12 protein-coding genes are annotated in these 12,513 nt (G+C 53.1%); 10 read left to right on the top strand and 2 right to left on the bottom strand.

The annotated features are described in order from the left end of the window. Positions 1-53: 53 nt before the first annotated feature. The 8 genes from FED52_RS07750 to FED52_RS07715 all read left to right on the top strand — a co-directional run bounded on the left by FED52_RS07750 (position 54) and on the right by FED52_RS07715 (position 8,563). Positions 54-863: a formate/nitrite transporter family protein gene (locus FED52_RS07750; protein ID WP_138860311.1), complete on the top strand. Its 810-nt coding sequence runs from the start codon at positions 54-56 to the stop codon at positions 861-863. Positions 864-1,085: 222 nt separating this feature from the next. After that, positions 1,086-2,930, top strand: a complete 1,845-nt coding sequence (locus FED52_RS07745) for an anaerobic ribonucleoside triphosphate reductase (RefSeq protein WP_138860310.1) — start codon at positions 1,086-1,088, stop codon at positions 2,928-2,930. Then, on the top strand, positions 2,908-3,363 hold the full coding sequence (nrdG, locus tag FED52_RS07740; RefSeq protein WP_138859511.1) for an anaerobic ribonucleoside-triphosphate reductase activating protein: 456 nt from the start codon (positions 2,908-2,910) through the stop codon (positions 3,361-3,363). The genes FED52_RS07745 and nrdG overlap by 23 nt, the downstream gene beginning before the upstream one ends. Positions 3,364-3,417: 54 nt before the next feature. Continuing rightward, positions 3,418-4,236, top strand: coding sequence for a fumarylacetoacetate hydrolase family protein (locus tag FED52_RS07735; protein ID WP_138859510.1), 819 nt, complete (start codon positions 3,418-3,420; stop codon positions 4,234-4,236). 121 nt (positions 4,237-4,357) lie between these two features. Next, complete coding sequence (locus FED52_RS07730) at positions 4,358-5,620, top strand: S1C family serine protease (protein ID WP_138859509.1); 1,263 nt, start codon at positions 4,358-4,360, stop codon at positions 5,618-5,620. A gap of 55 nt (positions 5,621-5,675) precedes the next feature. Then, positions 5,676-6,020 carry a DoxX family protein gene (locus FED52_RS07725; protein WP_205729335.1) on the top strand — a complete coding sequence of 115 codons (345 nt, stop codon included), beginning with the start codon at positions 5,676-5,678 and terminating at the stop codon, positions 6,018-6,020. 21 nt (positions 6,021-6,041) lie between these two features. Beyond that, complete coding sequence (locus FED52_RS07720; protein ID WP_138859508.1) at positions 6,042-7,139, top strand: amidohydrolase; 1,098 nt, start codon at positions 6,042-6,044, stop codon at positions 7,137-7,139. 137 nt (positions 7,140-7,276) lie between these two features. After that, positions 7,277-8,563 carry a Na+/H+ antiporter NhaC family protein gene (locus FED52_RS07715; protein ID WP_431189066.1) on the top strand — a complete coding sequence of 429 codons (1,287 nt, stop codon included), beginning with the start codon at positions 7,277-7,279 and terminating at the stop codon, positions 8,561-8,563. Positions 8,564-8,580: 17 nt separating this feature from the next. Here FED52_RS07715 and FED52_RS07710 read toward each other — a convergent pair whose 3' ends face one another. Next, positions 8,581-9,771 (bottom strand): HTH domain-containing protein, encoded by a 1,191-nt coding sequence (locus FED52_RS07710; RefSeq protein ID WP_167491795.1) that lies wholly within the window; start codon positions 9,769-9,771, stop codon positions 8,581-8,583. A gap of 67 nt (positions 9,772-9,838) precedes the next feature. On the opposite strand from FED52_RS07710, the gene FED52_RS07705 reads away from it, so the two are divergent. Together FED52_RS07705 and FED52_RS07700 are read left to right on the top strand one after the other, a co-directional pair. Next, the gene (locus FED52_RS07705; protein WP_138859506.1) at positions 9,839-10,969 is read left to right on the top strand and encodes a mandelate racemase/muconate lactonizing enzyme family protein; all 1,131 of its coding nucleotides are present in this window, start codon (positions 9,839-9,841) and stop codon (positions 10,967-10,969) included. Next, positions 10,956-11,627 (top strand): hypothetical protein, encoded by a 672-nt coding sequence (locus FED52_RS07700; RefSeq protein WP_138859505.1) that lies wholly within the window; start codon positions 10,956-10,958, stop codon positions 11,625-11,627. The genes FED52_RS07705 and FED52_RS07700 overlap by 14 nt, the downstream gene beginning before the upstream one ends. A gap of 36 nt (positions 11,628-11,663) precedes the next feature. Here the strand turns inward: FED52_RS07700 and FED52_RS07695 are convergent, their stop codons facing one another. After that, the gene (locus FED52_RS07695; protein ID WP_138859504.1) at positions 11,664-12,413 is read right to left on the bottom strand and encodes a GDSL-type esterase/lipase family protein; all 750 of its coding nucleotides are present in this window, start codon (positions 12,411-12,413) and stop codon (positions 11,664-11,666) included. Between the last annotated feature and the right edge of the window lie 100 nt (positions 12,414-12,513).

The following is a 12,513-nucleotide window of genomic DNA, read 5'->3' as shown; positions in this document are numbered from 1 at the left end:
CTTATTTAAATGGGTTTATTCAAACAGAAAGAAGGGTTTGTGACATGGCATCAATGGAAATCCATGCACTCGAATCGTTGCGGAAGAAAGCGCAGGCGTCTTCCCAAATGATTCATTATCGGCCAATGGAGTACTTTTTACGAGCAATGCTCGCGGGGATTTTTATCGGATTCGCTTCAATTTTTACTTTAAAAGTCGTAAACGGAATGTATTTGATTGATTCTCCGTTCACAACGCTCATCGGCGGATTCTCATTCGGGATCGCCCTCGTCATGATCATCTATGGCGGAGCCGAACTGTTCACTGGGAATACGATGTACTTCACGACTTCGACGATGCGAGGGTACACGACGCTCAGCGACACGATGCTCGTCTGGTTGCTTTGTTTCGTCGGGAATGCGCTCGGCGGCGTTTTGTTCGCTTTGTTGCTCGCACCGACCGGCGTCATCCAAGAACTCGGGATGGACAATTGGTTGTTTGCTGTCGTCGAGAGTAAGATGCATCACACGACGGTTGAGATTTTCTTCCGCGCCATCTTCTGTAACTGGATGGTTTGTCTTGCCATCTTCTTGCCGAAGCAAATGAAAAACGAGTTCGCTCAAATCTTTTCAATGATTTTCCTCGTCGCTGTTTTCTTTGCGTCAGGGTTTGATCACGTCATAGCCAACTTCGTCTTGTTTGCGCTCACGCTCGTTGTCCCACATCCTGAGTCAATCAGCTTTGCCGGTGCGATCCACAACTTGATTCCGGCAACGTTCGGTAACATTATCGGTGGTGCTTTGTTCATGGGTGCGATTTATACATGGTTAAATGCGAAAGGCTTGCGGGAAGCCCAAGAGTCAGAAGAAAAAGAAGAAATTTAGTTGAAAATCGTGAAACCGGCCGAAAAAGTATGAGCTGGTCCGCATGAAGAAACGGTCGAGTCCAGATGAGGGCTCGACTGTTTTTGCGTTTATATCACAATCAACGCTCACAATTTAGACTTCACATCTTATTGATTAAACGTGACATAATCTATATATGGGTTTTTATCAAACGATTGTCTTGATAAAAATCAATATATGGTGAGGTGATATGAAGTGAATATGTTCCAGCTTTATGAAGATGTCTGTGTTCTCCCAGACCAAGATCTCATCCAAGAGAACGCCAACGTCGACGGGAAATCACCACTCGGAAAACTAGCACGATTATCCTCAGAAGTATCAAAACAATTGTCGACGGCTTATCTATTATCAGAACGTTCACGACAAGCCGTCGCGGACAACTTTTTGTATATCCATGACGCCGATTACTACGTGACAGGCTCGACGACGTGTTGTCAAATCCCGCTCGGCCACTTGCTGACGAACGGATTTCACACCGGACACGGGACGATTCGGCCACCCCAAGATATCCGCTCAGCGATGGCTCTCGCATCGATTATTCTTCAAGCGAACCAGAATATGCAACACGGGGGTCAAGCGTTCCCGATGTTTGATGTCGACCTCGCGCCATACGTTGAAAAGACGTACGAACGTCAAATCGAGCGGCTCAAAAAGCTGCCGGTTGAATGGACGTCCGAGCAACTCCTAGAAGTCGCCGAAGCTGAGACGGTTTCAGCGACATATCAAGCATGTGAGGCGTTCATCCATAACGCCAATTCGATGCATTCACGGGGTGGTGGACAAGTACCGTTCGTCTCCATCAACTACGGGACCGACACGAGTCGTTGGGGCAGGGTATTCATTCGAGAGTTGTTACATGCGACCGAGCGGGGGCTCGGCAACGGGGAGACACCGATTTTTCCGATTCAAATCTTTAAAGTGAAAGAAGGGGTCAACTTCCATGAGGATGATCCGAACGTCGACTTGTTCCGACTCGCTTGTCGCGTGACGGGCAAACGGCTATTCCCGAACTTCTCGTTCGTCGATGCCCCGTTCAACTTGCAATACTACGACGGGACGCACGCCTCGGAAGTCGCCTACATGGGTTGTCGGACACGGGTGATGGGGAATCGGCATGGAGCTGAGACGTCGATTGGACGCGGCAACTTATCCTTTTCGACGTTGAACTTGGTCAAGATGGCGCTTGTCGCTTCGAACATCCATTCGTTTTATGAGACGCTCGACGCCTATGTCGACATCGCCATCGATCAACTGCTCGAACGGTTCGACTATCAAGCGAAGCGACACGCCGATGAATTTCGGTTTCTTTACGCCCAACACGTCTGGCGGGGCGGAGAGACGCTCGGTCCAGAGGATGATTTACGCGAGGTGTTGAAGCAAGGGACGCTCTCGGTCGGATTTATCGGTCTCGCTGAAGCGCTTCGTGTACTCACAGGTGGCACGCATGCCGAGTCGAGAGAGGCGGAACGGCTCGGGCTCGCCATCGTCACGCATTTACGTGATCGGATGAGACAGGCGGCGGAGCGGCACGACTTGAACTTCTCGCTGTTGGCCACCCCGGCCGAAGGGTTGTCCGGAAAGTTCGTCTTAAAGGATCAGCAGACGTTCGGGATAATCGAAGGTGTGACCGACCGTGCCTTTTACACGAACTCGTTTCATGTGCCGGTATATCAGTCGGTGTCGATTCGGGACAAAGTCCGCTTGGAAGCGCCATACCATGCGCTCTGTGACGCGGGACATATCACGTATGTCGAAGTCGACGGATCGCTCGCCCATAATGCGGAGGCGGTCGAAGCGATCGTCCGGCTCATGCGCGCCGAGGACGTCGGTTACGGGTCGATCAACCATCCGGTCGACCGTTGCGGCAACTGCGGTCTCGAAGGCATCATCGACGAAGCGTGCCCGACGTGTGGTGAGCGCGAGCAAATTGAACGGATTCGTCGCATCACCGGCTATTTGGTCGGCACGATGGACCGATGGAATTCGGCGAAGCGAGAAGAAGAACGAGCGAGGGTGAAGCATCATGCGCGTCCTATCCGTAATTGACGAATCGGTCGTCGACGGTCCAGGTGTTCGGTCGGTTATCTTTATGGCAGGCTGCCCTCATCGATGCCCTGGATGTCACAATCCGGAATCGTGGAATCCACGCGGCGGAGAAGAAGTGGCAATCGAGGACTTGCTCACCCGTGTCGAACAATCCGGATGGGATGGTGTCACCATCTCGGGCGGGGAGCCGTTCCTGCAACCGGAAGCATTGGCCAGGCTCGTCGACGGGTGCAAGGCGCTCCAGAAAAACGTATGGGTGTATACGGGCTATACGTTCGAACAGTTGCAAGCCATGCACAACGAATTCGTCACAAGCGTGCTCGACCGTGCCGATGTGCTCGTCGATGGGCGTTTCGAACAGCCGCTAATGGACCGGTCGCTCCGGTTTCGAGGATCGAGCAACCAGCGGATTATTTTCTTGAACAAAGCGTAATCGGGACCGTCGTGTCCCGATTTTTTGTATACTAGCAAAAAAGGGGGAATTTTGATGAAATGGTGTAGTTTTCAAGTGGAAGGAGAACAAAGGGTCGGTGTCGTGGCAGGAGTGTTCGTCTATGACGTCAGTGACCAATTACATACGACTTCATTGTTAGAGGTCATCGCGCGAGAGTTTGAACCGGATGTCGATTTGGACGTCGCACCTCGGACCGCATTGACCGACGTCACGCTCGTCGCGCCATACCGACCACTCAAAAACGTCATCTGTATCGGGAAAAATTACGAGGAGCACGTGAAAGAGATGGATACGGCGGGGGCCGGTAAGCTCGTCATCTTCACGAAAGCACCAACCTCGGTCGTCGGGCCTGAGGCTGTCGTCGAACGTCACCCCGAATTGACCGACCAGCTCGACTATGAGGGCGAACTCGCCGTCATCATCGGGAAATCAGGACGAGACATCGACGACGTCGATGCCCATATCTTCGGTTACACGATTTTAAACGATATCACGGCCCGGGACGTGCAAAAACAACACGTCCAGTTTTTCCGCGGCAAATCGTTCGATACGTTCTGTCCGATGGGGCCATATATCGTCACACCGGATGAGCTTTCGTTCCCACTCACGATTCAAACGGTCGTCAATGGCGAGACACGTCAAGATGGGTCGACGGCGGATATGATTCGCCCGATCGAAGAGTTAATTAGGACTTTGTCAAAGGGCATGACACTTGAAGCAGGAGACATCATCGCGACCGGCACACCGGCCGGCGTCGGCCACGGCATGAAGCCGCCCGTCTATCTCCAATCAGGAGACACGGTCGAAGTGAGCATCACAGGACTCGGGACGCTCCGTAACGTCATCGTCTGACCCAATTGACGCAAATTGTGAAGAATCTTGTAATCGATGCTTCATTTCCGCAAAACGATGACTATGCCTCTTATACTAAGGGTAGAACAAAGAGGAAACATCATATAGGAGATGATTACACATGGAACGCAATGATCGTCCAACAGAATCAAATGAACAGAATCACCGCGAGGATTGGCTCGATACCGAGCTCGGCTCGTCAGAACAACGACAAGAACCGTCGCGCGCAGAGCAACCGGCCCGACCATCGTTCGTCGGCCGGATGTTCCCTGGGTTTGTCGGCGGCGTGATTGGTGCCGTCTTGACTGGCGCCATCGCTTTTCCGTTCATCGATCAAGTGCCGACAAATGTGTCTGATACGAACGTGACGTCGGAAGGGTCGCCGGTCCAGACGACGTCTACGACAACGGACAGCTCGGTCACCGATGCGGTCGCGACCGCACAGCCTGCTGTCGTGACGGTGAACAATTTCGCGTCAAACGGTTTTTCAAGTGAAGCTGTCGAAGCCGGGGTCGGCTCGGGTGTCATCTATAAAAAAGACGGCGACTCGGCTTACATCGTCACGAACCATCACGTCGTCAACGGTGCTGACCGTTTGACCGTGACATTCAATGACGGATCGACAGCGGACGCCAAATTGATGGGTAGCGACGCCACGTATGACTTGGCCGTGCTCGAAGTCGATGCGGACAAAGTCTCGTCCGTCATCTCGATTGGAAAGTCGAGCGAGTTGAAACCGGGGCAAACCGTCGTCGCCATCGGGAACCCGCTCGGGCAGTTTGAGAACTCGGTCACACGCGGCATCGTCTCGTCGACGTCACGTCTCGTCCCGGTCGATACGGATGAGAACGGACAAGCCGACTTCAACGCCGAAGTCATTCAGACGGACGCGGCCATCAACCCTGGTAACTCCGGTGGCGCGTTAATCAACGAATCAGGACAATTGATTGGGATCAACTCGATGAAAATCGCGACCGACTCGGTCGAAGGGGTCGGCTTCTCCATCCCGGTCGATATCGCTTTGCCGCTCATCAATCAAATCGAGCAGACGGGCGAAGTGAATCATCCGTCGCTCGGTGTGTCGCTCCGAGACGTGTCTGAGTTCCCACCGGGGTACTTGACCGAGCAAATCAATTTGCCGGAGTCGGTGACGTCGGGCACGATCATCGTTGAAGTGCAAGCGAACAGTTCGGCCGCACGGGCAGGACTTGAGGCACGCGATGTCATCGTGAAAATCAACGACCAGGCTGTCTCATCGTTCATCGACCTGCGGAGTGAACTGATTCGAGACACGGACGGGACCGTCACAATCGAATACGTTCGTGACGGTAAGACCGAGACGGTCGATGTCGAGATTCAAAACGCAAATGGAGACGCACTGTAAAGATGGGCACGCAGCCCATCTTTTTTGTTATGCTTAGAAAAAAGGAGGGGTTCAGTTGATTCGTAAACTATACGGGATTTTATTTCTAGGGGCCGGCATCATGCACTTCATTCAGGAACGGGCGTTCATGTTGATTATTCCGAAATCATGGCCGTTCAAACGATTCATGGTCCAGGCAAGCGGGGTCATCGAGGTCGTCTATGGTGTGTTGTTGCTCATGAACAAAGGGACGCGCTTCGTGAAAGGGACATTACCCGCTTTCTTAATCGCGGTGTTCCCAGCCAATATCAACATGGCGCTCAAACCGTCGAAACTAGGCAAGATACCGCTCCCAAAATGGGTCACGTGGGCCCGATTGCCACTGCAGTGGCTCTTAATCAAAGGGGTCAAAAAAATATAAGTACATATGGGGGAATTGATCATGACGACGAACGTATTGAACTGGTTTGAGCATTTTCATGCTCATCCGGAAGTGAGCTGGAAAGAGGTTGAGACGACGAAGACGATTGCCGGCATCTTGACGTCATGGCAAGTCCGTCACGAGACGTTTGCGGACGTGACCGGGGTCATCGCAGAGATTGGGCAAGGTGATGACGTCATCGCTGTCCGGGCCGATATCGATGCCTTATGGCAACAAGTCGACGGGACGTTTCAAGCCAATCACTCATGCGGGCACGACGCCAACATCAGCATGGTGCTCGGCGCGCTCGACCTGTTGAGACATGAGATGCTATCGAAGCGGATTCGCTTCATTTTCCAACCGGCTGAAGAACAAGGGAACGGCTCGCTCGCGATGATTCAAAAAGGGGCACTCGAAGGAGTGAGTCAGCTGTATGGCATCCACTTGCGACCGCTCGAGGAATTGCAGCGCGGACAATATGCGGCTGCGATTCAACACGGAGCCGCATTCTTTCTAAGAGGAAGCGTTATCGGGGACGATGCTCATGGCGCGCGACCGCATCAAGGTCAAAACGCGTTAGATGTCATCTTTACGATTCAACAGATGCTCAAAAGCATCTACTTGTCGCCGTTCGAGCCCCATTCGATCAAGTTGACGGGCGTCCAGGCCGGTAGCGATAATTTGAATATCATCCCCGGGAACGCGACGTTCTCACTCGACGTCCGGGCTCAACAGAACAAGGAGCTGCTGGCGTTACGTGACCGCGTCGAGACGCTGTTGCAGCAAATCGCCGTCCTTCATGATGTCACCATCCACTGGGACTGGCAAGACTTCACACCGGGTGCGGAGATCGGCGAACGCTCGAGCCGACATGCGGCCGAAGCGATTGTCGACCGCTTCGGGGAAAGCGCGCTCGTCGACCGGATCATTACATCAGGTAGTGACGACTTTCATTTCTATACGGTCGAACAGCCGGGACTCGATGCGACGATGATTGGAATCGGCGCGAACTTGACACCGGGGCTCCATCATCCTCATATGTCGTTCGATCGGGACGTCTTACCAGAAGCGGCCGCCTTACTCGCCGATACGTTGCGCCGGGCCGCAAACGATAATTGAAGCGATTGACTAGATGGACGGGCCGGACGAGCTCGTTCATTTTTTTATTGCCAACTTTAAATGTAAGCGTTATCATCTACTTATTAGCGACAATATAACGACAATTCTGAATTTTTCGCTTTCGTGGAGGAAGACACATGGAACAACAGGGGAACAAGGTAGATATGAAGCTTCGCTGGGCGGTATTGCCGCTACTTGTCATGATCGGGGTCATGCTCGTAGCCATTGTCAAATTGGAACAAGGGCCGCACATCCCACTTATCGTCGGGACAGCGGTCGCGTCGCTCGTCGCATGGCGACACGGGTACAAGTGGAAAGAGATCGAGGAGATGATGTACAAAGGGATTCGGCTCGCACTACCGGCCGTCGTCATCATCATCTTGGTCAGTTTAACGATCGGTGCCTGGATCGGGGGAGGCGTCGTCGCGACGATGATTTATTACGGATTGACGATTATTTCACCGGCCTATTTCTTGGTGACGATTTGTATCATCTGCTCGGTCGTCGCGCTCTCGATTGGCAGCTCATGGTCGACGATGGGAACAATCGGCGTCGCCGGGATGGGCATCGGACTGAGTATGGGGATACCAGCACCGATGGTCGCCGGAGCTGTCATCTCAGGGGCATACTTCGGGGATAAGATGTCCCCGTTGTCGGATACGACAAACCTCGCGGCGGGTTTGACGCACACGAACTTGTTCGAACATATTCGGCATATGCTCTACACGACGATTCCAGGGCTCGTCATCGCGCTCGGCGCGAGAAAAGTACCGGCCATTCCGGCACTCGTCGTCGGGATTACGCTCGGTTTTCTCGCCCAAGTCATCGTCCAAGGCGGTTCGCTCGCCGACAGCGTCGGGGCGTTGCAGAGCGGGTATGTGATCGACACCGGTAATGAACTCGTCGACAACTTGTTCAGTCGGGGCGGTCTCGACGCGATGATGTACACCGTCTCGATGACGATCGTCGGGATTACGTTCGGAGGGATTTTAGAATACTCGGGGATGCTGCAATCGATCATGAATCAAATCGTCAAACTGGCGAAGACGGCCGGTTCGATGATTGCGTCGACGATTCTCGCCGGGGTAGCAACGAACGCCACGTGTTCCGAACAATACATCTCGATCGTCGTTCCATCTCGTATGTTTGCAGGTGCTTATGAGAAAATGGGGCTTCAGTCGAAAAGCTTATCCCGGGCACTCGAGGACGGCGGGACACTGACGTCGGTCTTCATCCCATGGAACACATGCGGTGTGTTCATTCTCGGGACGCTCGGCGTCGGGGCGTTCGAATATGCGCCATACGCGATCTTGAACTTCATCGTTCCGGTCATCTCGATTATCTATGCGTTCACAGGCTTCACGATTGCACGGATTGCTGTGCAGAGTGTGGAACCGCCACTCGAAAAACAAGCAGCACAATGAAAAATTTCCCGGCCTATTCAGGTCGGGAAATTGAATTTATAGACGGCACGAGGTCGTCCTTGGTTGTAACTCATCTCTTCACCAATCACTTCGATCAGTTGCGCGTCATGTAATTTTTTGATGAGTCGCTCCGTCGTCCGTCTTGAGACGGCGAGATGGTCGGTCAACTCTTTTGCCGTGAATTCAAGATGGTGCTTTGAGAACTGCATAATTTTACCGATGTTGACCGGACTGATCCCGGCTTGCTTGATGACGTCAAAGACCGCTACTTCGGTCACTCGATAGGGGATGCGGTCCTCACGGTTCGGGAAGGACAAGCGTTTTGAATCGTCGACGATTCGAATGCGCTCCTTGCTTGCGGCCGATAGTGCGATTTCAGCATTTTCGTATGCTTGTTGATATTGCGTGCCATAGCCGATTCCGATTCGATAATCACCTGTTGGGCTGAGCGTACTTGTATCGAGGGCGTTGTTCGTCTCGCCTCGTGTCGTAAGTAGCGTGATACGACCATCGTCGGTCGATTCGATGTGTCCGCCAAGGTAGCGGACCACTTTCAAATGTTCGAGTAATGCCTTGTCGTCGGTCTCGAAACGAATGATGGCGAACTGGGCGTCGTCCGCGAACTGGCGTCGAATTCGTTGAATTAACATATCGAGATGGCGCTCGACCGTGGTCCGCGGCTCGATCATCAATAGACTATGATATCCATCACGGACGAGTTGACGATGAACTTGTTCGATGCTCGTCACGGCCAGTTTCGCCTGCTTGGCCCCGTGCTCCGTGTGAAAAGTAATCACGTCTTCGAAAGCGATACTCGGTTCGACTTTCATAACGGCAGGAGTCGAGGCATGATTCGGGAACGATTCGAGGATTGACGTCAAGCGCTCCGGCTCGACCAAATCGATGGACAGTTGATCAAGAGGGACTGAGTGGGTGAGCGTCGCATAGAGAAGTGTCGTTAATAGGACAGTCTCGTCTTGGACGACGTGATGGGTCGCTACGTTTTGAAGGTAGGGGGCCGCATAAGTGAACGGGAACGACCCGGAAAAAAAGACACCATCGAACGAGCCGAGCGTTTTGGCGATAACGGCTGCTTCATGGGGATGCTCGTAAGGGTGATACGCGAACCGAACACCTTCTGGGGCACCGAGGGTACGGATAGTAGCCACAAATTCGTGCGACCCGACGATGGCGATATGGATGGACATCAAAACTCCTCCTTGCAATTTAACGACAATATAGCTAATGATATATAAAAAGTAAAGGGGAATAGATATGAGAATAAAGAAAATCGAGCTGTTTGCGATACGTCTACCACTGAAAGTACCGTTCATCGTCAGTTATCACCGCTATGACGACATGCCGTCGGTAATCGTGAAACTGACGACCGAGTGCGGACATGTCGGTTACGGCGAGGCCGTCGCTGATGAGCACGTCACGGGCGAATCGCTCGACAGTACGATTAGCGTCATCCGACATGTGCTAGGACCACTTTTGATCGGGCAAAACCCGATGCATATGGAACGAATCCATGACGTGATGGACCGAGCCATCCGGGACGTGCCGGCGGCGAAGGCGGCGCTTGATATTGCCTGCCACGACGTTGTTGGGAAAAAACTTGGCTTGCCTGTGTATGAGTTGCTTGGCGGCCGTTATCACGATGCCTTCCCGGTCACGCACGTGTTAAGCATCGGAGATCCGGAAGCGATGGCGGACGAGGCGCGCGAACAAATCGAACAAGGCTATACAGCCGTCAAGATGAAAGTCGGCGTCGATGTCGCCTCGGACGTACGACGTGTCGAGGCGGTTCGTCGAGCCGTCGGACCGGACGTTCCGATTCGGGTCGATGTCAATCAAGGTTGGGTCAATGCTGCCAAGACGCTCCAAGCGATGAAGTTACTCGAGCCATTCCATATCGATTGGGTCGAACAGCCGGTCAAAGCCGACGATTTTGAAGGCATGGTAGAAGTAAAAGGAAAAATCTCGGTCCCGCTCATGATTGATGAAGGCGTGCGGGGTGTAACCGAAATGCGTCGTCTGACGATGATGCAGGCCGCCCACAAAGTGAACATTAAACTGATGAAGTGCGGCGGCATCTACCCGGCGAAAAAACTTGTCCATATGGCCGAGATGTCAGGTATCGAGTGCCAAATCGGGTCGATGGTCGAGTCGTCGGTCGCCTCGAGTGCAGGTTTCCACGTCGCGTTCTCGAGCAAAATCGTCCAATCGGTCGAATTGACAGGGCCGCTCCGCTTTGCAGAAGACATCGGCAATTTGACGTACGACCTTCCGTTCATTCGATTGTCTGAACGACCAGGACTCGGTGTCGACGTCGATGAATCTGTCTTATTACGTCTGACGACCGCGACGTACGTCGTCGGAGGGACCGATCATGTGGCGCGGTGATTGTAACGGCCTCGACATCGAGGTCACCTATTTGGCGATGACCGACCTGGAACAAATCGAGGCGGTGCAACAGGATGTCATGGATACACTGACGGAAGGGAGCCAGTATCAATCCTTGTCGACAGAGGAGTTCGTCAAGTTGTTGACGGACCGGACGCTCATCGGGGCATATCACAAGGGAACGTTGATCGCGTTCCGCGCGCTCCTCATCCCACCGCTCGATGACGAGCATCTCGGCTGTGATATCGGTTATCCATCAGAGGGACTGAAACGCATCATTTATCAAGAAGTGACGAACGTCCATCCGGACTACCGCGGCTACGGCCTGCAACAGCATCTCGGCAGGCTTCTGATGAGAGAGCTGGAACATGGTAGCCGATTCGACCTCGTCTGTGCGACCGTGGCACCATTCAACATCCCGAGCTTGAAAGACAAGTTTGCCCTCGGGCTTCGCATCGGTGCCCTTAAACCGAAGTATGGCGGGAAGTTGCGCTACATCTTTATGAAGGAACTGCACAGCGACTGGCGACCGGCCGGAGAAGCGACATGGCTCGAGATGGGCGAGACGGAGCAACAGGGCGCCTTGTTGAAGGCGGGTTGGTACGGAACGTCCATGACGCGCGACGGGGAGCGCTGGCTCGTCAAATATGAACGATGAAAAAATGGCCTGATCGCGATGATCAGGCCATCTTACTTATTCGAGGATGAACAGGACGTCCTCGGCTAACTTCTCGTACGTCCGATCGCTCGGATGGAACTGGTCGGTCGCGAGGTCACGCGAGACGTCAGAGACGTATGCGAACGGGTCGATTACGTCGATGCGTTGTGCGTTTCCGAACGTGGCCGCCGAGGCGTTCCAATCGAGAATCAGTTGATTGAACGCCTCACCGTTTTCGTTCTCTTGGAATGGATTATAGAGCGCGATATAAACGATTTGTGCCGTATCGTTCAATCCGCGAACTTGTTCAAAGATGTCATTCAAATTCGTCTTGGCATCGGTCACAACTTGTTCGATATCGACCGATTCAAAGTTATCGACGTTCTCGCCGCGATTGAACAGGTCGTTACCGCCAATCGTGAGTGTGATGTAGCGGGCGTTCTCAATCGTTCGCCGTACTTCCGGTTGTTCGAGTTGGGCCAACAAATCCTCAGTCCGGGCACCGGAGACGGCCAAGTTCTGCGTACGAATGCCGTCTTCGTCGAGCGTTTCACCGACCGGCTGAACGTAGCCAGCACCTGACGTCGACCCGACGCCGCGTGTCAGGGAGTCACCTAAAGCGACGTAAACGTCACCGACCGGTTCGGGTCTCGAATCTTCACTAATCGAGAGTGTGCGATCCGGTGGGTTGACGATATCTTGATAGCCGATCCATAAACCGTATAAGGCGATGCCCGTCAAGAAGACCGAACCGATTAAAAACGAATACCATTTCCCATTTTTCATGTGATTCCCTCACTTTCTATAGAACTATCATATCAAATAAGTTTGAACCTGCCCTATGTGAATGTTCGAATAGGACAGATGCGGTCGAGTCCGATAGAAT

The organism is Exiguobacterium mexicanum, from assembly GCF_005960665.1.
Lineage (GTDB): Bacteria > Bacillota > Bacilli > Exiguobacteriales > Exiguobacteriaceae > Exiguobacterium > Exiguobacterium mexicanum_A.
The sequence above is the reverse complement of the archived record's forward strand: the minus strand, read 5'-3'. Positions and strand labels throughout refer to the sequence as shown.